Consider the following 21,554-nt stretch of genomic DNA (forward strand, 5'->3'; position numbering starts at 1 on the left):
GCTGCTGTACGTGAGGGGGCGGCAGAGCTGGGCTTCGTCGAGGGCACGCTCGACGACCCGGCCTTGGCCAGCACGACGGTGGCCGAGGATCAGCTCATGCTTCTCGTTGCACCGGGCCACCCCTGGGCAAGGCGCAGTGAGATGTCGCTGGACGAGCTTGCGGAGGGCAGCTGGGTGCTGCGCGAGCCAGGCTCTGGCACGCGTTCGGCCTTCGAGGAGACCTTGGCACAGCGCGGCTTCGCCCCGACGCGCCTGACAGTGATGCTGGAGCTACCCTCGAACGAGGCCGTGCGTGCAGCGGTCGAGGCAGACGGCGGCGCAACCGTGCTCTCGGCCTCGGTGGCTGCTGCAAGCCTCCGAGCCGAGACGCTCTGCCATGTACCGTTCGATCTGCCCAAGAGAGCTTTTCGGATGCTGCGCCACAAGGAGCGCTATCGCAGCCGAGCAGCCGACGCGCTCCTCGACCTGATCAAGGCTGCTCCTACGAAGACGACCTGAGCATCACGGCTGCGGTTTCATACTGGCAAGGTACGCGACAATGGTGGGCACGTCCGTCTCGTCGATGGGTGCCTTGTAGGTGTGGATCATCTTGTTGACCGTCTCGGTCCATTCAGCCTTGGAGCGCTTGGGTTGGGTCAGAACCATCCCGGCCGAGTGGCAGGCCAAGCAGTTGTTGTTGACCGCCTCGGCCTCGTGGCCGCCAGGAAAGGCCCGATCACTCTGCGGCAACTCGACCGAAACCGATTTGAACCGCATCACCTCGCCAGCCAAGGCGGAGCCCCTAATCAGCGGGAAGGCGCAGAGTGCGGTGAGCGCAAGGCGGGGTAGCATCATCTTGGGCATGTTCAACTCCTTGCCTTAAGAGGCCACGACAGGTGTGGTCTCGACCACACTGCGCATGAAGCCATTCGGGTTCCAGGTCGGCTCCAGCGGCTGAGCCACACCCAACGTGTTGGTGCAGCGGACCTTGAGTTCGTGCCGGCCAGCAGCCAGGGCGGGAAGGTTCGCCTCGAAGCGACGGAAGCTATAGGTGCCCTCGTCCTTGCCAAGATTGGCGGCCACCCAGCTCTGACCACCGTCAGGTGAGACCTCGACGCTTCTCACTCCGCAATCACCCCCGAACGCAATACCGCGCACAGAGAGCGAGGCACCGGCCTTCACCGAAGCGTCGGCCTTGACGTTGGTCAGCAAAGAGCGTGGCACCATCCGGTTGATCGGCACGGTCGGATAGCCCTTCTCCCCGGGCCGAACATTCGCGCCGGGCGTATCCGGGATGCGGTAGGCGGTCTTCATCCAGAACTGCTCATCTGCGTGATCCAACACCTCGATGTCGGACAGCATCTTGACCCAGTAGGTCGAGTACCAGCCCGGTACCACGAGCCGGAGTGGGAAGCCGTTCAGGAGTGGCAACTGCTCGCCGTTCATTGCGTAGGCGATCATCACCTCGCCGTCGCGGGCGTGGTCAAGATCGAGCGACTTCTTGAAGTCGGGCGCGTCTTCGACCACTGGCTCGTCGAGGCCGTTGAAGCGCACCTGCACGGCGCCAGCCTTCACGCCGGCCCTATCGAGCACGTCCTTGAGGCGTACGCCGGTCCAGCGGGCGTTGCCCATGGAGCCATTGGCCCATTGCGCGCCTGAAACCCGCGGCTCGAACAGGCCGCGCGCGTTGCCTGAGCATTGGTTCACCGCCGCAATCTCGAACTGTGGCAAGCGGGCAAGATCGTCGAGCGAGAAGGAAAGCTCCTTCTCGATATGGCCGTGGACCTTGAGGCGGAAGCTTGCCGCATCGACCTCGGTCGGGATCGAGGCCCAATGCCAACGCACGTAGAAGCGGTCATTAGGGGTAAACACGCCCTCATCGAACACTTCCATCGGGGTCTCTAGAAGCGGCGGCCGGGTGCGCTGCAGGATCATTGAACCTTTGCCGGGAAAGGCTGTCGTGAGCATGCGCTCGTCTGGCCCGCCAGGCAGTGGCAGGCGGACGGATCCAGCCGCCCAGGCAGGCGTGGCTGCGGCGAGCCCTCCAAGGCTCAGCCCTCCAAGAAGGCTTCGGCGGTTCATCGGAATGTGCAGGTGGCGCATGATGTCTCCCTTCGTGTTCTTGTTCTCGGCAGCCGCAGCTGGGATGGGAGGCCGCGCTGCTATTGCTCCGAGCTTTGCTGCGTGAAGGCTTCGCTCACGCTATCATCCTACCCAGCTCGCGACGCTCACAAGATCACGAGCTAGAAGGCAAGGCCAAGGTAGCCAGGTCGCGGACGTCGGCCCCGAGCACCGGAAGCCCGTACTAAACAGGAGGAGCTGTGGCTTGGGCCCATGATCAGGCCCGCTCTTGCCCAGCAGGGCTCCTCCTGCGGCTCACTGCTCAAAGAGGATCTGACCGCCGCCGCCCGTCTCCTGACCGCGGCCACGCTGGTAGGGTAGCAGGGCTGGGTTGTGGGCGTTGGCAAAGTCCTCGTCAGCTTCGAACTCTTGCGGGTTGATGCGGTAAGCCGTGGGTGCAGCCAGGCCCTGGCCACTCATGTAGTGGCCCTGCAGGCCGGGGATATCCCGAGCCAGAGAGGCACCGGACAAGACCATCAGCATGGTACCGCCGGCGAGAACGAGAGTGGCGAGCTTGCAGGACGTGATCATGGTGGATCCCCTTGTGTTCTTGTTGTCACGCTGTTCGCGATAAGGGGAAGGTAGGCTCCAGCCTTCGATCCATCCAACATATTGTTCAGCTTAGTTCATTCTATAAAGACGATCGGTTTAGAGCTAGCACTCTCGGTGCGGACCCTGTCCGTTTCCTGAACCGGGCTGCCAAGACCCGTGAGATCGCCCTGCGGTCGAGAGGGGTTGCTTCGGGATTGAAGAGGCGATGATAGACACAGTGACCACTCCAGCGCGGTGCTCGGGTAAACCGTAATTCTTCGAGAGAAAGCCGAGCCGCCTGTGTCAGATCCTTCCCTCCTGGCTATCAGCACAGGCCTGAAACCGCTCTCGCGGCTCCAGCATCCCCGCGATCTGATCCGTCAGTTCACGCCCAACTGGTTCACCGTCGTCATGGGCACCGGGGTTGTGGCGCTCGCTCTCGACCGCCTACCAGCGACGCACGCGGTCCTGGCACCCATTGCGACCGGATTGTGGCTCGCCTCCATCGCGCTCTTCGCGGCCTGCTGCGCGCTCTACACCGCGCGCTGGATCTTCTTCTTCGATGAGGCGCGGCGCATCTTCGGTCACGCGACCGTATCGATGTTCTTCGGCGCAGTTCCCATGGCCCTGGCGACCCTGCTCAACGGCCTCCTGATCTTCGGTCCCGACCGGATCGGCAGCGTGGCCGCCACCATCGCCTTCGGCCTGTGGTGGTTGGACGTGGCCCTCGCCGTGATCTGCGCCGTTGCCATCCCCTACCTGATGTTCACGCGCCAGGAGCACCACATCGACCAGATGACGGCCGTCTGGCTCCTGCCAGTCGTCGCCGCGGAAGTCGCTGCAGTTTCCGGGGGGTTGCTCGCGCCGACGGTTGCCGATGCAGGCGTGCAATTGGCCGTCATCGTGACGAGCTTCATTCTGTGGGGCGTGTCTGTCCCGCTGGCGCTCAGCATCCTGGCGATCCTCGTGCTGCGTATGGCGCTGCACAACTTGCCGCCGCGCGAGATGGCTGCATCGAGCTGGCTCTCACTCGGCCCCCTGGGCACGGGAGCACTTGGCCTGCTTGTTCTCGGTCAAGCCGGCGGCCCGATCTTAGCGGCTCAGGGCTTTGGGGGTGCGCAGGACAGTTTGCGGATCATGGGCCTGATCAGTGCCCTGATCCTTTGGGGATACGGTGCGTGGTGGTTTCTGCTCTCGTTTGCCGTGACGCTGCGCTACCTACGTGGCGGGGTACCGTTCAATCTCGGCTGGTGGGGTTACATCTTCCCGCTTGGCGTCTACGCGCTCGCAACCCTGCGCCTCGGCGAGGTCACAGGTCTTAGCGGCTTCGCTTGGCTCGGAGCCGGGCTCGTCGGATTGCTCGTGCTGCTCTGGCTGGTCGTTGCTGGTCGCACACTGCAGGGCGCCTACCGGGGCGAGCTTTTCGTCTCGCCCTGCTTGACCGCCGCGGCGAAGGGATGATGTGGCCCGCCCAGGCGAGCCTACTTTCTTGAGCGCACGAGGAAAGGGGCCGGCATGTCGCCAACCCCTCGGATTGCTCAGCGATCGATGAGCATGCGGGCCGGTCCGCCGGTCTCCTGGCCGCGGCCGCGCTGGTAAGCGGAGAGCGCCGGGTTCTTGGCGTTGCCGCCGTCCTCGTCTTCCAGGCTGAGCTGGCCGTATGGCGCGGGACTAAAAGCGGCGGGTCCGGCGCTCTCAAGCGTCATGTAGCGGCCCTGGTGTGGGCCGAGCGTGCGCGCAGATGCGGCGGATGGCAGATCTGCGGCAGCGGCAATGGTGGCCAGTGCGAGGGCGGCAATCTTGAAGGATGAGGTCATGATCGGTCTCCTGTGAAACGGCGTTGCCGTTCGGCGATGAGGAGAACCTAAGCCGGCGAAAGCGTTCGATCCAATATATTGTCGAGCTCGCTTCATTCTATAAATCTGAACGATCGATCTCTTACATACCTATTACGTTCACAAAGGGACAATTTTCGATGCTTCGAGACCTAAAGTGATAGCGAGGAGTATTGTCAGACGACGCATGCCCCCCGATGACGTGGGCGATACAGCCCAGCAAGAACCAGGAAGAAAGCGGTGTGCGCCAAGGCGAAGGTGATGATGCCGACCGCCATTAGGCTTTCCGTACCTGCAAACCCCTCTCCGAGAAGCGGAAGCACGACGGCCGCGTTGAGAAGCCAAACAATCAGCGCGTAGAGAAGGCCCTTCGTCCACCAGCGGCCAGGAAGCGCGGGTTCGATCGCGGCATAGACGAGAGCCATCATGAGCCCCGCGGCAATCTTGAAGGCCGCCATGAACAAGGCTGAGCCGGGATCGGGCAACTGCCAACGCGACCAAAGCGCATCGGCACCAGTTGCGACGAGCCAAGGTGTCGTCCAGAGCTTGGTGAGCCGCTGGAAGCCGCCACGGGCCGTGACGATCCCGAAGTGATCGGCGAGCCAAAGCAGGATCATGTTGACGGCGAGCGCCGCAGTCCCGGCGACGAGCACCCGTATGATGGAACGTATTTTCATCAGTTGACCACCAATCGCGTTCCATCGGCCTTCGAAGAGGCAAGCTTTCCGTCTTAAATCCGGCCGTTCAAGCTGCGGACCTGGCCGTCGATCGCTTCCGCGACCGACAGCAGGCGGGCCGCGTCTGACCGCGCAGTCACAACGTAGGATTGACCTCCCTGCGTCCAGCCCCAGGTCGTGACATCACCTTCGCGGGCGGGGCGGAACGCGCTCCGAGCCTCCTCGCCAGGGCCCTCCCGGGTGTAGACGATCAAACGCGTGCCGCGATCGTCGTCATACATCAGGAGGGCAGCTGGCTCGCTCTCGGTCGGCAGAAGCCGTCCGCCCATCAGGCGAAAGCCTTGGCCCGAGAGGTCGGGGACGACTATCGGCCGGTTGAGGCGGCGTGATAGCCACTGCACCAGATGGGGCTTCTGGTCCGCTCTGACCTCAACGGGATGAGCGACTTCGACAGCAAACGTCCGGAAGGCCGCGACCGCATCCCGTATTGCGAACGATGCGCCGGCGACCTTCTGCCTCTCGCCCCTCGACGGTAATAGATCGTGACCGAGCCAGCTGCCGAACCCACCGAGAACGATCCAGGCCATGGTGGCCGCGACCGCGCCAAAGCGACCGCGCCAAGGGGTTCGGGCGGCCGCGATGAGATTGGCGACCCGAAGCCGCGCCGGGATCGGTTCTTCGGCGACCAAAGCAAGCCGGGTGCGCAGCAGAGCACTGCCCTTTCGGTCCGCAGCAGCCTTGGCAGCGGCTTCAGGGTGAGCGGCAAAATAGGTCTCGATGATCTTAACGCGCCCGACCGGCAGACAGCCGTCGATCCAGGCGTGCACGTCATCCTCGCCAACGGGCCGATGATCAGCGCTCACTTGACACTCCTGAGAACCACAACTTGCCCCGTTTCCATGAAGCTGCGCATGCGGTCCCGAGCCCGGCTGAGCCGCGACATTACCGTGCCGATTGGCACGTCCAGAACCTTCGCCGTGTCGGCGTACGAGAACTCCTCGACGGCGACGAGGAGCAGAACTGAGCGCTGTTCCTCGGGAAGGCCCGCGAGGCCTGCGAGCACGTCTTGGACCCGGAGAGTAGCATCGGGAGAATGCTCCTTCGACGGTAAGCTCTCCAGCGGATCTATGCCGACATGCACGCCTCGGCGCCGCGTCTGCCGAAGCCCGGCGAGAAAGAGGTTGCGCTCGATGGTGAACAGCCACGACCTGAGGTCGCCGTCGCGCCGCCGCAGGGGCCACCGGGAGATGGCCCGTTCAAGCGTATCCTGGACGAGATCGTCGGCTGCATCCCTATCGTATAGGAGCGCCCTGGCGTAGCGCCGGAGCGATGGGATCAGCGGTTCGATCAGCGCGGCGATCTCGTCCGACATCAGCTATTAGCCGAACTGTCCGCGGGCCGCTTACGGCGTCGCGATGTGCCAAGCGCCGTTCAGGAAGCCGTCTCCTGAGATATCGCCGGCCTTGCTGTCCTTGGCGTAAGTGTAGAGCGGCTTCGCCTTGTAGGCCCACTGCTTCGAGCCGTCGTCACGCGTTACAACCGTCCACTCGCCCGTTGCTGTGGCCGTCGCACTTGCCATCATCGGAGGCCATGCTGTGGCGCACGGTCCGTTGCAGGCTGACTTTCCGGCCGTGTCCTTGTCAAAGGTGTAGAGCGTCATGCCTTTGTCGTCGACGAAGGCCTTGCCCTTGGCGATCTCGGCGGTCTTTGCTGGCACCATACCCTGGGCAAAGGCGGCGGTGCCAAACGAGAGGGCAACAGCGAGGGTGAGGGTCCGAACGGCTAAACTCATCATGGGAGGGCTCCGGGGATCGACATGATCAGCCGAGAGATGCCCCTGGGACGTGGTTTATTCCGTCGCCGTGGGTCGGCATCGTCGAAATAATTTCGCACGACCGGAATAAACAGGATTTTCGCGGCATCTTACCAGTCTGACCGCGAGATCGGATCACGAGGTCAGACGCATACCAGCCTGATCCCATTCGACCCGCGCAGCTTTTTACTGAAAATCTGTCGAACATAGTGCCGCATTACCCCTCTGCGAGAGTTGCCGCAGAACATGGTTTAGAATGCGATCATATCATGAAGGATGCCCCATGAGACTTCTCCCTTTCTATGCCGCCACAGCCCTTGTGCTCAGCGGCCTCTCGGTACAGGCCCAGAACACCGGCTTGTTCGATCCCGCGATCAAGCACCAGCCGAAAGACGGCGTGGTCAAGCTCTACGGTGCTGGCGGACCTCACACGGCGCTCAAGAAGGTCGCCGACGTCTGGATGAAGAAAACTGGTAATAAAGTCGAGATCATCGCTGGTCCCGAAACCACTTGGTCGAAAAAGGCGCAGACCGACGCCGACATCATTTGGGGCACGTCCGAGCAGTCGATGACGGCGTTCCTTGAGACCTACAAGACGTTTTCCTCCGATCAGGTGAAGCCGATCTATCTGCGACCGACGGTGATCGCGGTGAAGGCCGGCAATCCAAAGGGGATCAAGGGGTTCGATGACCTCCTGAAGGATGGCATGAAGATCGTCGTGACCGAAGGCTCGGGCATCGCCAACACCTCCGGCACCGGCACCTGGGAGGACGTGGCAGGGCGTCTTGGAAAGTTGTCGGACGTCACCGCGTTCCGCAAGAACATCGTCGCATTCTCGACGGGGTCGGGCGCCAGCTTCAAAGCGTTCAAGGACAAGGACGCCGATGCCTGGATCACTTGGCCGAACTGGCCGGCAACCCAGAAGGAGGCTCTGTCTGAGGTGCCGATCGAAACCAGCCGGCAGGTCTGGCGCGACCTCAGCGTCGCGGTCGCACCGGATGCCGACCCGGCGGCCCAGGAGTTCGTGAATTACTTAGTTACGCCCGAGGCCCAGGCGCTGATGAAGACCGAAGGCTGGATCCGCTGAGCCTTGCCTGGGCAAACGGCACACCATCGTTCCGAGCAGATTGATGTGAGAACGAGCTCACCCAATGCCCATCCTGAGGTCTATGGCTAAGGTTATTGGTGTTCGCTTGTCGGGCGGCATGTTGCTGGTTTGGGCGACAGCCGCCATGGCGGGCGACGTCAACGTCGTGTCCGCGCTGGCGCGGCGAGGTGGGGTGGGCAGCTTCGATATCGACGTTACGGTGCAAAGCGCCGATACGGGTTGGGATCGCTACGCCGACCGGATCGAGGTTCTTGGGCCGGAGGGGGCAATCCTTGGTGCACGCGTATTGGAGCATCCTCACGACGACGAACAGCCCTTCACAAGAACAGGAAGCGGGGTCAGAGTTCCGCCTGGGATCGGGACTGTCAGCGTGCGCGCGCATTTCAAGCCGACTGGCTTTGGGGGCACAACCGCGACGGTGACGCTGCCTACACGCTGAACCTGCTCTGCCTAGTTCAGACACTTGCTGACGCCACGGCCGGGTCCGGACATCAACTCATACCATTGGCTGGAACACACGCGATGCTGAAAGTCCTGATCACTGCCCTCGTCTTCGTTACACTCGGAGCAAATGCGAGGGCGGACGATCTCATCGCCGTCAAGAGCACCAGACCCGTCAAGGAGACCCTCGACCGCCTGCAGAAGCTCGTGACAGACGATGGCTTCTTCATTGTCGGCCGCGTTCCACATTCCGAGGCCGCCAAGGATGCGGGGCTGACACTGCGCCCGACCGAACTCATGATCTTCGGCAAGCCGCAGAGCGGAACCCCGATCATGGTCTGCAACCAGCGTGCCGGGATCGATCTCCCCTTGCACGCCCTCGCCTGGCAGGACGAGGTTGGACAGGTTTGGCTCGGCATGGTCGATCCCAAAGCCCTAAAGGAGCGCTACGCACTCGGTCCTAACTGCGATGGCGCGATCGCAACAATGAAGGCCGCGGTGCGAAAACTCCTTGACGGCGCGACGACGCCTTGAGGGCGTAAGCTGCATCTAGAGTGATTTGAGTGCATTGCATCTCTGCACAGCCAGCGCCATACGTGCGGCAAGTACAATAGACCTGCCTTTTGAGGAGTGGCTCTTCGCCAAGTTTCGTGGATCAGATTGCGAGGAAGGGGACTGATCTTGGCAAAATGTATGTCGCTCGCTATTTGCCGTCTGCAGCGGAGCTTCTGCACGGGGTAATGCTGACTGCCTCTGGTGACTTTGAGCGGTTCTTCTAGCCACTTACCGCGGTGGGCCGTTCAGGTGATGCCGAGCGCGCGGATCAGCAACAGACTAACCGCGATCAAAACGGCCAGCGATGCAGTGACAGCGAGCGTGACGCGTCCACCGACGCGCGCGAGTATTCGAACGTCGACACCGAGCCCCAGAGCGGCCATCGACAACACGGTCAAGAACCCCGCGAGTTGGGTCAGCGGCTTTACCACGATGTCCGGGATCAGCCCGAGGGAGCGCAGAGTCGCCAGCGCCAGGAAACCGAGGATAAACCACGGCACCAGCTTGGTGAGGCCAGGCCGACCGCCCTTTCTCACTGGAGTGCCGGGCTCAGGCGGGAGCCGCGAGGCGATCAGCGAGAAGAACACTACGACGGGGCCGAGCATGAGCACGCGTACGAGCTTGACCAGCGTGCCGACCTGCGTGCTCAGGAGACTGACGGGTACGGTCGCTGCCAGCACCTGCGGCACCGCGTAGACGGTCAGCCCCGCCAGCACCCCATACTGGTTATCGCTCATCCCGGCCAGCGGCACGAACAGGGGCAGCCCGAGCACCATGAGCACACCTAAAACCGCCGTGAAGGCAATCGAAGCGGCGATGTCCTTGGCTTGAGCCCCGATCACCGGCGCGACCGCGGCGATGGCTGAGTTGCCACAAATTGCGTTGCCACAGGCCACCAGGATAGCCATGCGCGCGGGCAGGCCGAACGCACGGCAAATGAGAAAACTCGTTACGATGCCGAGGATCACCGTTCCGACGATACCTCCCAAGAGCGCCGGGCCAGAAGCGAGGATCGCGCCAAGGCTGAGCGAGACTCCAAGCAGGGTAACAGCGACTTCCAAAAGCTGCTTGGCGGAAAAGGCAATGCCGGTGTGGAAGCGCGCATCGGGTGCCCAGGCAGTGCGCACTGCGATGCCGAGCAGGATAGCCAACACCAGGGCCTCAACATAAGGGTGACCGGAGACATGCTCTTCCAAGGCCTGCGCGGCCATGGCAATGAGCGTGATCACTACGCACAGGCCAATGCCAGGCAGAACCGATGCCGGCGAGACAGGCTTTTCGCGGAGCACTGCCATTGCGGGGGCTTTCTGGGATGCGTCTAGGCTCACGATGCGGCTTTGAGGCGTGTTGGGAAGAAAACGTTCGTTGGCTCTCCATTGCGGAGAAGGACTCTCTCCAGAGGGAGTGAAGTTCGGAAAACCCCTCCCTTGCTTGAGACGGCCTTGGGCGCGACATATCTTGTCATGCGCAACACTCCTGACACGTGGTCATCACCGATCACTTTCGATCCCTTCGGCGAGCCGGTCCCCGAGGGCGTTGCGCGCGCTTACAGATCTACCGCGGGCGACCACACCGCTCGCCGAATCGGCGGTGTGATATTCTGGAGCTTGGCGCTTCTGATCCTGGCTGGACGCATCTACGCCGCGGACCTGCCTGTGGTTCAAACGGTAGCCTCGTACGCCGCAAAGGTCGTGGCTCTGATCTGAGGCCTGAGCTATTTTTCCCAACCCGCGAATGCTGGGCTGTAGAAGCTTTTAATAGGTCGCCGTTAGGTAAGCGGCGATGACCTTGGCGTCGGCCTCAGCGATCGGCGCATGGTAGACTTTGATCATCTTACTCACCTCGGCTTCCCAGAACGCCTTGCCTTTCCCTGGCGGCTGCATCGCAATGTAGTCGACGGAGTGGCAGCTCATGCAGTTGGCTTGCGCCGCCTCGAAGCCGATTATGTGAGTCGTGTCCGTCCCACCTTGGGGTGCTCGCAGCTGTGCCGTGGGCTCGGGTAGCGCGTAACTCCGAGGCTCGGCCACGGCCGTGCCGGCAGCGAGTATGAGTGCGATGCTGGTGACAAGAAATCGCGTCATCCCATTCTCCCTCAAGCCGCCCGCACGCGGGTGCTCTCAACCACGTTGCGCATATAGCCAGCCGGGTTCCAGCGCGGTTCCATCGGCTGGCTCGTGCCATCGTTAGCCGTCGCTTTGACCCGAATGATGTGGGAGCCGGCGGGAAGGTCGACGTCCAGGGTCCAGGCCCGAAAGGCGTAACGCCCAAAATCCTGACCCAGCTTGGCAGGCAGCCAGGTTCCCCCATCGTTGGCGGAGACCTCAACCGTCTTGATGCCGGAGCCGCCGTCGAAAGCGATGCCGCGCAGCGGCGTCGAGCCCGCCTTCACGCTGGCTCCATCGATCAGGTTTGTGAGGAAGGAGCGCACGTTGAAGCGCCCGATCGGTACGGTGCTGGCTGCCGCCTTGCCGGGCTCGGTGCAGGCGCAGGGCGTGTCGGGGATACGGTAGGCGGTCTTCATCCAGAACCCCTCGAACGGCTTGTCGAGTACGGTGATCGCGTTGAGGTGCTTGACCCAGTAGGTGCCGTAGAGCCCCGGCACGACGAGGCGTAAGGGGTAACCGTTGAGCCAAGGCAGTTCCTGCCCGTTCATCCCCCAAGCCAGCATCACCTCGCCGTCGCGAGCGTGGTCGATGTTCAAGGCCTTCGCGAAGTCCGGCGTCTCCGGGATCACAGGTCCATCAAGCCCCTCGAACGCGACCTGGACGGAGCCCGCCTTTACGCCCGCCTTATCCAGCACGGTCTTCAGCGACACGCCGGTCCAGCGCGCACAGCCCATCGCACCGTTTGCGAGTTGGCCACCGGCCATACGTGGTTCGAAGAAGCCGCGGGAATTGCCTGAGCACTGGTTGACCGCGACGACCTCTGTTTGCGGCATTGCCTTGAGATCGGCCAGCGCGAGTGAAACCGGCGCTTCGACGTAGCCCTGTACTCTGAGGCGGAAGGTGTCCGGGTCGATCTCTGTGGGGATGTCGGCGAGGTGATATCGCACGAAGAACGCGTCGTTCGGAGTGATCACCCCCTCGTCAAAGACCGAGAACGGCGTCTCGAGCTGCGGCGGCCGGGCCGTCATCTGCAACAGCGGGCGCTTGCCCGGATACGCCACCAGCGGGCGCTCGCCATTGCCGAAGGGCAGACCGACCTCGGCCGCGAGGACCGAACGTCCGACCAGCGCTAGGGCGCCTGCGCCGAATAGGACCTCACGTCTGGGAATTTCTTTTCTCATTGCACACCTCTCTTGAAAAGCAGCTTCGGAGGTGGTCAGGCGCCGAGGCCGAGCCCTAGCAACCGGTTTGCATTGCGCCAGAGTGCAGCGTCGAGTGCGTCTTCAGAGAGTCCGAGCTGGCGGAAATCCTCCACGCCCTGCCGCATCGGCCGGAACGGGAAGGAGGAGCCGAACAGGAACTGATCCCGCATGAAGCTGTTGGCCGCCTCAACGTAGAGGCCACCGCCCGGCGCGAAGGTGTACATGTCGGGCGAGACGAAAACGTTCTCGTTGCGGAAAGCCACCGTCACCATTTCGGCGACGTTCGGGTAGAAGCCGTGGCAGCACACGAGCGGCAGCTTCGGAAAGGTCTTCGCCACCCGATCGACCGCAAGCGGGTCATTGAGGCGCAAGTCGGGCGTCGTCGGGCCAGACATCACGAAGGCCGGCACCCCCAATTCCTGACACAGCTCGTAGAGCGGCATCAGGCGCTCGTCGTCGGCGCGCATGGCTTCTCCGTAGAAGCCAGCATCGAGATTGACGCCTTTGAAGCCGAGCTCGGTTACCGCGCGGCGGGCTTCGGCCACGGCAGCATCACGGCCGAGCTCCACTGGGTCTACCGAGGCGATACCGACCAGCCGCTTCGAGTTGTGTCGAGCGACCGTAGCAAGGTCGTCGTTGGCAATCCGCACGCCCGGCACCGAGCGGGCGACCATGACGGCGACGTCGATGCCAGCCCCGTCCATTTCCGCAGAAAAGCCCTCAACGGTCATCCCTCGGGTAAAGTGGTCGATCTCGCGGCCGCCAACACGCCCGTTCAGCCAGCGCACAACGCCGTACTCAGGAGTGTCAGGCGCCCCACCAAAGAACTTGTGCAGGAAGGTCGGGCGGCTACGCATGTCTACGATCGGCATGGCTTCTTCACTCCTTGTTAGGGGGAACCCGGCGCACGATCCTGAGCGCCAGGTTGGTCAGATCAGTGAGAGACCGTCTCCAGCACCTTGCCGCGCGTCTCGACGCCAAGCGTCAGGACGAGGAGAGCTGCGATGAGGAAGCCACCCGCACCGACCTGGAAGGCAGTGGCGGGGCCGTAGTTCTGCACCAGCACTGGCACGATCATGGGCCCAAGGATGGCGCCGATCCGCCCGAAGGCCGAAGCGAAACCAGCTCCCGTCGCCCGGGCACGGGTGGGGTAGAGTTCCGGCGTGTAAGCGTAGAGACAGCTCCACATACCAAACATGAAGAACTGCATCACGAAGCCCCAGACGAACAGCCAAGTCTGATCGACGGCGTTACCGTATAAATATGCAGCGATCGCCGAACAGATAAGAAAGGCCGCCGTAGTGGGCTTGCGCCCGATCTTCTCCAAGAGTAGCGCCGCAGTGAAGAAGCCGGGGATGCCACCCACCGTGATCAGCGTCACGAAACCGACCGAGCCGACGATCGAGAAGCCACGCTCCTTCAGGAGCACCGCGATCCACGAGTTGAGGCCGAAGAAGCCGATCAACGCGAAGAACCACATTCCGAAGGCCATGACCGTGCGCAGGCGGTACTCAGGCGAGAACAGCGTCGCGATTGGGTTTTGATACGGTACGGGCGCCGTGACTGCGTCCACAAGGGACGGCGCTACCGGCGGTAGCGGCCGGCCAGTGGCGCGTTCAACTTCCCGCTCCATCGTCGTCATCACGGCTTCGGCCTCAGCGTGGCGGCCCTTGTCAGCGAGCCAGCGCGGGGATTCTGGCATGGAGCGGCGCACTAACAGCACCACCATCGAAAGCAGGCCCACAATCACAAAGGCCCAACGCCAGCCGAGATAAGGCAGCACGAAGAAGCTGATCGCACCGGAGAGCACGTATCCGATGGCCCAGAAGCCCTCCATGAAGGCGATGTACTTGCCGCGCACGTTGGCCGGCACAATCTCCGAGACCATTGCTTGCGCGACCGGGGCCTCGCCGCCGACCCCGACACCGATCAGGAAGCGGCAGGCCATCAGGACCGGCAAGCTCCAGGCCGCCGCAGCCGCGAGACTGGCAAGTCCCCAGACCACCATCGTGACCTGGAATACGGCCTTGCGCCCGAAGCGATCGGCGGCAGTGCCCGCCACAATGTTACCGAGAAGCTGACCTGCGAAGGTCATCGCCGCGAGCTGGCCTGCCTCAGTGGGCGTGAGCCCGAAGGCGACAACAATCGAACCTAGCAAGAAGGTGAGCAGCGCCACGTCGACCTGGTCGACCAGCCAGGCGGAGGCAATGATTGCGAACACCTTCCGCTGGTACGCCGACATCGGCAGCCGCTCCAGCCGTCCGGCGATGTTGGCCGTGGCAGCAGCAGCGGCTTGGTTTGAAGCGGTGATTTCGATCCCCATACCGATCGGGGGGTCTGTGGCAAGGTGCATGGCGTGTCTCCTGGACGTTCCCTCGTTGGCGTCCAGGACGTGCGCCGCGAACGCCGCCCGGACTTTCTTGAGCGTGTAACCAGCCCCTCATCCGTTCAGAGAGAACGAGCTAGAGGGAGCATCATTTTTCTTATTTTGCTCGTCCCGCAGGATAACTTTGCTCCCTTTTCCACGATTCGCACTAATATAATTCCATTTTGGCCTTATAAGCTGTGGTTATGGCTCTCAATCTTCACCTCCTGCGCTTCTTCGCGACCGTAGCTCAGACAGGCAGCTTCTCCCGAGCGGCTGAAGAGCTGCACGTCAGCCAACCGGCGATCTCGCAAGGGGTACGGGATTTCGAACTCCAGGTGGGATGTCGACTGCTTGACCGTGGCGCCCGAGGAGTTCGGCCAACCCGAGAGGGCGAAGCCCTGCTGCGACATGCCAAAACTCTTTTCGCCATGGAGCGGGCGGCTGAAGAAGAACTGTACGCTCTGCGGGGACTAGGGAGCGGGATGTTGCGGATCGGCGCAAGCACCACAATTGCAACTTACATGATCCCAACTTACCTCGGCATTTTTCATCGTGCGTATCCTGGTGTTGAACTCAGCATTATTAGCGCCAATACGCGAGCGATCGTGGCCCTTCTGATCGAGCACGCAATCGATGTCGCATTGGTTGAGGGACCTGTTGAGGAACCAAGTATTGTCAGCGAAGCTTGGCGTCAGGACGAGATGGTTTTAATCGCCTCGCCTGACCACGCCTTCGCGAACGCAGCTGAGCCAATTGATCCAGCGCGCATTTCGGAAGAGATTTTTATCGTCAGGGAGCCAGGCTCCGGATCACGTGAGATCGTCTCCGAAGCACTAAGTGCCAATAAAATTTGCCCAATTCGCCGTCTGGTGGTTGGCAGCACGGAGGCGATCAAACAACTTGTAGCGAGCGGCCTTGGTGTAGCAATGGTCTCAGTCGCTACAATTCGTGACCAGATTTCCATCGGGACAATAGTCGTCGTCCCGGTCCGTGACCTACGGATCGAGCGGATCCTATGGCGGCTGAGCGTGGTGGGACGCCTTTCTAATCCAGCGACAGTTGCATTCAATAAGCTAATACATCTATAAATCAAACCGTCATACTCACGATCTTTAAATCGGAGTTTTTATTGATGAATGTAAAACGCTCGTGCATATAGAAACAAGCTAATTCCCTCTGCTTCAAGCGCAGGAATTATTTTTGCGAGGAAAACGATCGTTTCCCCGACTTTCCGCCGGCCTGAGAACGGGTAGGCAACAAACAAGCCTAAACCTGCCAGGAAATCATCTGCCGGCAAAACGGTATTTGGAAGCCTGACAGTTCCCCCTGTGGCATGACACTGGATCTGAACAGGCTTCTGACGGATCATGGGATCGGCCCCAAGGACGTGCACGCTCTTAGGCACGGGCGGTCGCAACCGAAGTTGAACAGGGTTCTGCCCTGGCTCGCACTGGAGCGGCCTGATGGGATCGGGAGCGCGTATGATGCGCTTTTCCACCCAGGAGATCCCCGTGTGGCTACGCCTGATCCTGCTCGTGCTGCTTTCGATCACCCCGGCCTTGGCCCAAGGACCCGACGAACTGATCCGCGGCCTCTGCCATAAGGAAGGCTGCGATGAGTTTCGGCTTCTCGCGGCCGAGCGCGTCGCTGAAGGCGCGGACGGCACCCTGATGCGCACGCAAATCCAGAGCTTCCTGGCCTCACCAGCGGGTCGGCAGAGCCTGGGAGAGGCGATGGGCTATGCGTACTGCTCACAGACCCGCCCGGCCATCCTGGCGCAACGTGGAGGCCAGACGCGCGCCTACATGATCGCGCCGTTCTCGACCGAGCCCTCCTGGGAGAAGCGCAAGAGCCAGAATTTCGTGGCGCTCTACTTCACGATCTGCCATGGGGCGGAGGTCGGCCGACAGGCCGTGCAGGACACCCAAGGGATCGCGCTCCGGCTCCGCTACAGCGTGCCGGCCTCCGCCGGCCGGTTCGTGGATCTCGCCCGTGCCTAGGACATGCTCGGGACAGTCCGCCCCGCGACACCGCCGCCTGAGCCGAAGTCCCTGCTCCTCGCGCCGCTGCCGCCGCAGACCATCCCCGACACACGCTCGCCCGCTCCGGCTGGTGAAGGCAGTCCGGAGGATTGAGTGAAGCGGGTCTAACGCTACAGCTACGGCCGGTCGGACCGGATGCGCCCGCATCTGTTCCTCGTGCCCGGGATGTCGATGAGCGAGATCATGGGGGCTTGATGGTGTGGACGGCCCGCAACTTCTTCCTTCCTGACTTACGCGAAACTTTCCTTCCATCGGCTTGCCCCGTCACTGGGTCGTCGAGTCGACCGGGAGAGCCCTTGATGTGGTCGATGCCTTGGATAGCGTCAGGCAAGGGCGACCTCGTCCCGCCAGGCGAAGCGCACCTTCAACTCGTTCAGGTGAGTGAAGGGGACGATGCGACGGTGCTGCAACATGCCGACTACGATGCCCGGATGAAGGTCGACCTCCTCGGCAAAGGCGATGATGTCCTGCTTGGTCCCAGGGCATGTCGTGGCGAAGGCCGCGATCCGCTCTCGTCCGACCAGCATTTCCTCGGCCCACGCGTCGGCCTCGGTCTCCACGCTGTCGCCATCGCCGTTCTGATCATCGACGAAGTTCTTCCCCCGATGCAGAATGACGTGCGCCGCCTCGTGAAAGAACGTCCACCAGAAATGGTCGTTGCTCTTCATGCGCAGCGACATCTGGATTAGGGGACGCTCACCGTTCATCCACCGTGCCGAGCCAAACACGCAGGTCCTGCTCAGGGGTTTCTGGAACACCAGCGCCACACCGGACGCGTGGCAGAGTTCGAGCATACGTGGCTCGAAGGTCTCGGGCTGCGTCACGGTGAGCGAACGGATCTCGGCGCAGCCTTGCACGAACCGTGTTGGGTCGTAAGCCGGTAGGCTGAGCCGGCGCGCCTTCTCCTCGCCCAGCATCAGCCAGCAGAGCATATGGTGAGGCGAGGTCGGGCCGGTCCTGGCCTTTCGGTGATGCACGGCGAGGGAGCCGAGCTTCGCCTGGTAGGCATGCGGCCCTCCGATCCCGAGGAGGCCCAGCAGTCCGTCCATAATCCTGCCTGGATCGTTGGTCTGGGGAAGGCGACCGCAGGCCTTCAGTTCCCGGATGGGGAATCCCTTGAGCCACTCGGCCTCGCGTTCTGCCGCTTCCTGCTCCCGTCGCCGCGCTTGGAACAGGTCCCAGTTCGCCTGGAGGCCGGTCCAGATATAGGCCTTGAGGCCGAGCACGTGCTCCAGCTTAAGGGCGGTCTCGGGCGTGACAGGGTTGGTGCCGTTGATGATGGTGCTCACCAGCTTGGGCGTCATGTCGGCGATGCGGGCGAACTCGGCCTGGGACCAGCCACGCTCCTGGATGTACTCTTCGAGGTGCTCGCCGGGATGGGTCGCCCATTGCGGGGCCCAGGCTTCCTGCGTCGTCATCTCCTTGGTCTCCGCCGTTCAATTGCCGTGGTAGTCGACGACTTCGATGATCTCGACTGCCGTAATCTGACCGGTGTCGAGCCCGCCATCCGGCAGGCACGGAACCGGGTCATGGTCGGGCACGAAAACAATCCGCCAGTTGTCCTTGGCCGTAACGGAGAGCTGACCATTCCGGTCACCACTGAGGGGCTTGTCGCAAGCCGTGCCGCAGGCCGCATCCGAGGCCGGATCTCGCGCGTTTTCAGGTTTTGTTAACCGCCTGAAGTCCGAAGCAGACCCCGAGTAGCTGGTTCTGTTCGCGGACCGTCCACGCGCCGGCGAAGCCGAAGCCCTTGCGCAGCCAGAGCATGGCTTCGAAGCCTTGGATCGTGCGCCGAGCCGTGTGGAAGGACTGGAAGCCGCCGATCCGCGGCATGTTCTTTTTGACCCTGAAATGATCGCTCTCGATACCCTGCTGTAGGTGCTTCGTGACGTAGTGGAGCGGCATGCGGGGCAGCAGACCCTCCTTGCGGCTTTCAGCAATGGCCGGCGGGTAGGTGCCGGCGCCATCCGTGCCGATCCGGTCCGGCGCGAGGAGCGGGTGATCCGCCAGCATCTTGCGGAAGAACCGCTTAGCGGCGCCGAGGTCGCGATGGGCGGTCAGCAGGAAGTCGACAGGATTGCCGTGCTTGTCGATGGCCCGATAGAGGTAGCGCCACTCGCCGCGCACCCGGATGTACGTTTCGTCGATGCGCACCGAGCCGCAATGCGGCTTGCGGAACTGGCGCAGCCGCTTCTCGATCAGCGGTGCGTAGGCGAGCACCCAGCGGTTCAAAGTGGAGTGATCGACCTCCAGCCCGCGCTCCAGGAACAACTCCTCGATGTCACGATAGCTGAGCGGGTAACGCAGGTACCAGGAGACGGCCTGGACGATGAGCGCCGCCTCGTAGTGCCGTCCCTTGAAGTCACCCTTGGCGCGCTGCTTGAGCTTCGCAGCGATGGCGGACAGGATCATGGGGCGGCCTCCAGAACGGAAGGCGCCATGCAGGTCGTATGGTCAACGTTGGGTAAACGCAGGTCCGATCGCGTTTGCGACACGCCCAGGCCAAGCACCTCCGTCCGCGACGAGCGGAACTCGAAGCTGTGTCCGCTCCAGATGTTGAGCTGGGCTCCGGCACTGGTTTGCCGGAAGGGATTGACGCCGGCCTGGGTTGTTTCGGCTGCCAGGAAGTCGGCGATGCGTTCACGATCAGCGATGTGCGCGCACACGCGGAGCGAGGCAGCAAGCTGACGCTTGGTGGGAGGCATGCGCATCTCCATCACGCGTGTGGGACCGACTTCTCCTAAATCCTCGTTCTTGCCGTCTCTTAAGTCAAACGCTACTTTGCAGTCATTGACTGATGAGAATGCTCATGGCTGTGATGACGATCCGCAACATCGACGATGCGATCAAAGCACGCCTGCGCGTTCGTGCAGCCCTGCATGGAAAGTCGATGGAGGAGGAAGCGCGTGACATCCTGCGCTCCGCCTTGTCCACCGAACCTGTACGACCGCGCGACCTTGGGCAGGCTATCCACGAGCGCTTTGCTGCTCTTGGCGGCGTTGATCTGCCGGAGCTTCCACGCGAGCCGAGCCGTGAACCGCCGGGCTTCGAGGCGTGATCGTCCTCGACACCAACGTCATCTCCGAATTGATGCGGATGGCACCCGATCCGCGCGTATTGGCTTGGCTGGTACGACAGCCGATGGCGGGCCTGTTCACCACCACGCTGACGCAAGCGGAGATCTTCTACGGCTTGCGTCTTCTACCCGAAGGGCGTCGGCGCGAGGAACTGATGGCTGCAGCGCGCCCGATCTTTGAGATCGAGATGGCAGGACGCATCTTGAGCTTCGATAGCGATGCTGCCCTAGCCTATCCAGAAATCGCCGCGCATCGCCGACAGATGGGGCAGCCCGTCGCTCAGATCGACGGACAGATTGCAGCCATCACCCGCTCGCGAGGGGCGCAACTGGCCACCCGCAACGTTCGGGATTTCCTCGCGTGCGGGATCGTGGTCGTCGATCCGTGGCAGGAAGGCTGAAGTTCCTCAGACTTTGGACCGCCACTGCTGATCAGAGCCTCAGCGGCGACGGTGAAGCACGTTATCCAAGCGCGAAAGGCTCTGAGGGGCGCTGCGATGGCCCGTGGACGGCTCCTGTGACCGTCAGTTAGGCCATTCGGCCTCAAGCCTCTCCAGGTACCTTATCACCCTCTTCGATAGCCTCAACGGTTTTGATCAGCCGGCCACGACGCTGCTGACCCAAGCCGAGGCTTCGGGCAAGTTCCGAGCGATGGGCCGAGTAGGCAGCCGACGTCATCGGGTAGTCGGGGGGCAGTCCCCACTTCTCGCGATAGGCCTCCGGCGAGAGACCCCGCAGGGTAAGGTGGCGCCGCAGCGTCTTGTAGGGTTTGCCGTCCTCGAAGCTGATCAGCGTGTCGAGGGCGATCGACTTGCGGATCTGCGCCGGCGTCGCCTTCTCAGTCTTCGATGTCTCCGTCGACGGCGTGCCTGTCAGGCCGCTTAGGGCCGCGTGGACGTTCGTCATGAGGGCCGGCAGTTCGCTGGCTGGAACGGAGTTGGCAGCCACGTAGGCAGAAACGAGTTCGGCGGTCAGATCGAGGAAGTCGATCTGCGATGAGACGGTCTGATCATCCATGGGCGTTGCTGGTTCCTTCAAGAGCCTTTTGTGAGCCTGCTCCACCGAGGTCCCAGGGATGTCGGTCGATGACTGAGCTCAGTTCTTCGATCGGAAGGGATCGACATACGATGCGTCTTTAAGGATTTGTTGACAACATTTCTACAGCTTCAAGCACGGTTTTTACCGGCGTTGATGAATGTGCGTCTGATTCAACGAGGATGCCGTTGCCAGAGGCGAAGGCCCAGGGAGGTTGGAAGACTACTGACCGTGGAGCTTTGACAGCCGCAACGCGGGTTCTCCCAACACGATACTTACGTTATCACCAGCTCATTTTCTACAATCAACCCGGATCAAGCATTGTTCGATGCTGGGGGATCCCCCATCTGAGTTGCTCCGTCCGATACCCTCACCCTTCGCTTGGAAGAGCCTTTTGCGTAAACCGGCAAGGCGGTCATTCACCGTCGAGATCAAACACAGCGTCACCTCCGGTCGAACCTTCATCCCGGCAAGGCCGCGCCAGGCCCTGGACCGAGCCAACCCATTGCCAGGGGGGCCGTCCTCTGCAGCGCTCTCGGTGTTCGAGCCGAAGCTCTCATCAGCCTCAGGTGCTTCGGAGGCCTCCCAGCCCCGGCGCATCCTACCGAGCCTGATCGCCTGGGAACCGTCACAGCCCGAGCCGGAGCCACAGGTGCAGCCTGAAAG

27 protein-coding genes are annotated in these 21,554 nt (G+C 62.3%); 10 read left to right on the plus strand and 17 right to left on the minus strand.

Features of this window, described 5'->3' with window-relative positions; all coding sequences use genetic code 11:
• The coding region (locus tag CRT23_RS23735; RefSeq protein WP_245436529.1) for a LysR substrate-binding domain-containing protein at positions 1-498 on the plus strand (498 nt) is incomplete at its 5' end.
• A gap of 3 nt (positions 499-501) precedes the next feature.
• On the opposite strand, the gene CRT23_RS23740 is transcribed toward CRT23_RS23735, so the two are convergent.
• The 3 genes from CRT23_RS23740 to CRT23_RS23750 all read right to left on the minus strand — a co-directional run bounded on the left by CRT23_RS23740 (position 502) and on the right by CRT23_RS23750 (position 2,631).
• The gene (locus CRT23_RS23740) at positions 502-843 is read right to left on the minus strand and encodes a cytochrome c (protein WP_181017443.1); all 342 of its coding nucleotides are present in this window, start codon (positions 841-843) and stop codon (positions 502-504) included.
• A gap of 15 nt (positions 844-858) precedes the next feature.
• Positions 859-2,082, minus strand: coding sequence for a molybdopterin-dependent oxidoreductase (locus CRT23_RS23745; RefSeq protein ID WP_103712055.1), 1,224 nt, complete (start codon positions 2,080-2,082; stop codon positions 859-861).
• A gap of 273 nt (positions 2,083-2,355) precedes the next feature.
• A complete protein-coding gene (locus CRT23_RS23750) occupies positions 2,356-2,631 on the minus strand; it encodes a hypothetical protein (protein ID WP_103712056.1) in 276 nt (91 codons plus the stop codon).
• A gap of 300 nt (positions 2,632-2,931) precedes the next feature.
• Between CRT23_RS23750 and CRT23_RS23755 the strand changes: the two genes are divergently transcribed.
• Positions 2,932-4,092, plus strand: a complete 1,161-nt coding sequence (locus CRT23_RS23755) for a TDT family transporter (protein WP_103712057.1) — start codon at positions 2,932-2,934, stop codon at positions 4,090-4,092.
• A gap of 77 nt (positions 4,093-4,169) precedes the next feature.
• Here CRT23_RS23755 and CRT23_RS23760 read toward each other — a convergent pair whose 3' ends face one another.
• The 5 genes from CRT23_RS23760 to CRT23_RS23780 all read right to left on the minus strand — a co-directional run bounded on the left by CRT23_RS23760 (position 4,170) and on the right by CRT23_RS23780 (position 6,938).
• Positions 4,170-4,448 carry a hypothetical protein gene (locus CRT23_RS23760; RefSeq protein ID WP_103712058.1) on the minus strand — a complete coding sequence of 93 codons (279 nt, stop codon included), beginning with the start codon at positions 4,446-4,448 and terminating at the stop codon, positions 4,170-4,172.
• Between the two features lie 194 nt (positions 4,449-4,642).
• Positions 4,643-5,143 carry a hypothetical protein gene (locus CRT23_RS23765; RefSeq protein WP_103712059.1) on the minus strand — a complete coding sequence of 167 codons (501 nt, stop codon included), beginning with the start codon at positions 5,141-5,143 and terminating at the stop codon, positions 4,643-4,645.
• A 53-nt stretch (positions 5,144-5,196) separates the two neighbouring features.
• Complete coding sequence (locus CRT23_RS23770) at positions 5,197-6,006, minus strand: anti-sigma factor (RefSeq protein WP_103712060.1); 810 nt, start codon at positions 6,004-6,006, stop codon at positions 5,197-5,199.
• On the minus strand, positions 6,003-6,515 hold the full coding sequence (locus CRT23_RS23775) for a sigma-70 family RNA polymerase sigma factor (RefSeq protein WP_103712061.1): 513 nt from the start codon (positions 6,513-6,515) through the stop codon (positions 6,003-6,005). The genes CRT23_RS23770 and CRT23_RS23775 overlap by 4 nt, the downstream gene beginning before the upstream one ends.
• 30 nt (positions 6,516-6,545) lie before the next feature.
• Positions 6,546-6,938: a hypothetical protein gene (locus tag CRT23_RS23780; protein WP_103712062.1), complete on the minus strand. Its 393-nt coding sequence runs from the start codon at positions 6,936-6,938 to the stop codon at positions 6,546-6,548.
• A gap of 301 nt (positions 6,939-7,239) precedes the next feature.
• Between CRT23_RS23780 and CRT23_RS23785 the strand changes: the two genes are divergently transcribed.
• The 3 genes from CRT23_RS23785 (at position 7,240) to CRT23_RS23795 (ending at position 9,039) form a co-directional block, all read left to right on the plus strand.
• Positions 7,240-8,043 (plus strand): extracellular solute-binding protein, encoded by an 804-nt coding sequence (locus CRT23_RS23785; protein WP_103712063.1) that lies wholly within the window; start codon positions 7,240-7,242, stop codon positions 8,041-8,043.
• A 64-nt stretch (positions 8,044-8,107) separates the two neighbouring features.
• Positions 8,108-8,503 (plus strand): hypothetical protein, encoded by a 396-nt coding sequence (locus CRT23_RS23790; RefSeq protein WP_210202099.1) that lies wholly within the window; start codon positions 8,108-8,110, stop codon positions 8,501-8,503.
• 83 nt (positions 8,504-8,586) lie between these two features.
• The gene (locus CRT23_RS23795; protein WP_103712064.1) at positions 8,587-9,039 is read left to right on the plus strand and encodes a DUF302 domain-containing protein; all 453 of its coding nucleotides are present in this window, start codon (positions 8,587-8,589) and stop codon (positions 9,037-9,039) included.
• Between the two features lie 266 nt (positions 9,040-9,305).
• Here the strand turns inward: CRT23_RS23795 and CRT23_RS23800 are convergent, their stop codons facing one another.
• Positions 9,306-10,355 (minus strand): YeiH family protein, encoded by a 1,050-nt coding sequence (locus tag CRT23_RS23800; protein WP_103712065.1) that lies wholly within the window; start codon positions 10,353-10,355, stop codon positions 9,306-9,308.
• Positions 10,356-10,487: 132 nt separating this feature from the next.
• On the opposite strand from CRT23_RS23800, the gene CRT23_RS23805 reads away from it, so the two are divergent.
• Positions 10,488-10,766: a hypothetical protein gene (locus CRT23_RS23805; RefSeq protein WP_244478466.1), complete on the plus strand. Its 279-nt coding sequence runs from the start codon at positions 10,488-10,490 to the stop codon at positions 10,764-10,766.
• Between the two features lie 48 nt (positions 10,767-10,814).
• Here CRT23_RS23805 and CRT23_RS23810 read toward each other — a convergent pair whose 3' ends face one another.
• The 4 genes from CRT23_RS23810 to CRT23_RS23825 all read right to left on the minus strand — a co-directional run bounded on the left by CRT23_RS23810 (position 10,815) and on the right by CRT23_RS23825 (position 14,720).
• Entirely contained in the window at positions 10,815-11,141 is a 327-nt protein-coding gene (locus tag CRT23_RS23810; protein ID WP_056160309.1) for a hypothetical protein, read from the minus strand.
• An 11-nt stretch (positions 11,142-11,152) separates the two neighbouring features.
• Positions 11,153-12,346 carry a molybdopterin-dependent oxidoreductase gene (locus CRT23_RS23815; RefSeq protein WP_103712066.1) on the minus strand — a complete coding sequence of 398 codons (1,194 nt, stop codon included), beginning with the start codon at positions 12,344-12,346 and terminating at the stop codon, positions 11,153-11,155.
• Positions 12,347-12,381: 35 nt separating this feature from the next.
• Complete coding sequence (locus tag CRT23_RS23820) at positions 12,382-13,239, minus strand: amidohydrolase family protein (RefSeq protein ID WP_056160302.1); 858 nt, start codon at positions 13,237-13,239, stop codon at positions 12,382-12,384.
• Between the two features lie 62 nt (positions 13,240-13,301).
• On the minus strand, positions 13,302-14,720 hold the full coding sequence (locus CRT23_RS23825; protein WP_348628888.1) for an MFS transporter: 1,419 nt from the start codon (positions 14,718-14,720) through the stop codon (positions 13,302-13,304).
• 218 nt (positions 14,721-14,938) lie between these two features.
• Between CRT23_RS23825 and CRT23_RS23830 the strand changes: the two genes are divergently transcribed.
• Together CRT23_RS23830 and CRT23_RS23835 are read left to right on the plus strand one after the other, a co-directional pair.
• Positions 14,939-15,823 carry a LysR family transcriptional regulator gene (locus CRT23_RS23830; protein ID WP_103712087.1) on the plus strand — a complete coding sequence of 295 codons (885 nt, stop codon included), beginning with the start codon at positions 14,939-14,941 and terminating at the stop codon, positions 15,821-15,823.
• A gap of 393 nt (positions 15,824-16,216) precedes the next feature.
• Positions 16,217-16,735 carry a hypothetical protein gene (locus tag CRT23_RS23835; RefSeq protein WP_245436534.1) on the plus strand — a complete coding sequence of 173 codons (519 nt, stop codon included), beginning with the start codon at positions 16,217-16,219 and terminating at the stop codon, positions 16,733-16,735.
• Between the two features lie 365 nt (positions 16,736-17,100).
• On the opposite strand, the gene CRT23_RS23840 is transcribed toward CRT23_RS23835, so the two are convergent.
• The 3 genes from CRT23_RS23840 to CRT23_RS23855 all read right to left on the minus strand — a co-directional run bounded on the left by CRT23_RS23840 (position 17,101) and on the right by CRT23_RS23855 (position 19,482).
• Complete coding sequence (locus CRT23_RS23840) at positions 17,101-18,195, minus strand: HigA family addiction module antitoxin (RefSeq protein WP_103712067.1); 1,095 nt, start codon at positions 18,193-18,195, stop codon at positions 17,101-17,103.
• A 241-nt stretch (positions 18,196-18,436) separates the two neighbouring features.
• The gene (locus CRT23_RS23850; protein ID WP_103712068.1) at positions 18,437-19,189 is read right to left on the minus strand and encodes an IS6 family transposase; all 753 of its coding nucleotides are present in this window, start codon (positions 19,187-19,189) and stop codon (positions 18,437-18,439) included.
• Positions 19,186-19,482 (minus strand): hypothetical protein, encoded by a 297-nt coding sequence (locus CRT23_RS23855; RefSeq protein WP_146056478.1) that lies wholly within the window; start codon positions 19,480-19,482, stop codon positions 19,186-19,188. Before CRT23_RS23855 ends, CRT23_RS23850 begins: the two co-directional genes overlap by 4 nt.
• A gap of 104 nt (positions 19,483-19,586) precedes the next feature.
• On the opposite strand from CRT23_RS23855, the gene CRT23_RS23860 reads away from it, so the two are divergent.
• Positions 19,587-19,835 (plus strand): plasmid stabilization protein, encoded by a 249-nt coding sequence (locus tag CRT23_RS23860; protein WP_103712070.1) that lies wholly within the window; start codon positions 19,587-19,589, stop codon positions 19,833-19,835.
• The gene (locus tag CRT23_RS23865; RefSeq protein ID WP_103712071.1) at positions 19,832-20,254 is read left to right on the plus strand and encodes a type II toxin-antitoxin system VapC family toxin; all 423 of its coding nucleotides are present in this window, start codon (positions 19,832-19,834) and stop codon (positions 20,252-20,254) included. The genes CRT23_RS23860 and CRT23_RS23865 overlap by 4 nt, the downstream gene beginning before the upstream one ends.
• Positions 20,255-20,396: 142 nt before the next feature.
• Here CRT23_RS23865 and CRT23_RS23870 read toward each other — a convergent pair whose 3' ends face one another.
• Positions 20,397-20,870 carry a MucR family transcriptional regulator gene (locus CRT23_RS23870; protein WP_103712072.1) on the minus strand — a complete coding sequence of 158 codons (474 nt, stop codon included), beginning with the start codon at positions 20,868-20,870 and terminating at the stop codon, positions 20,397-20,399.
• Between the last annotated feature and the right edge of the window lie 684 nt (positions 20,871-21,554).

It is taken from the genome of Methylobacterium sp. V23, assembly GCF_002917135.1.
GTDB lineage: Bacteria > Pseudomonadota > Alphaproteobacteria > Rhizobiales > Beijerinckiaceae > Methylobacterium.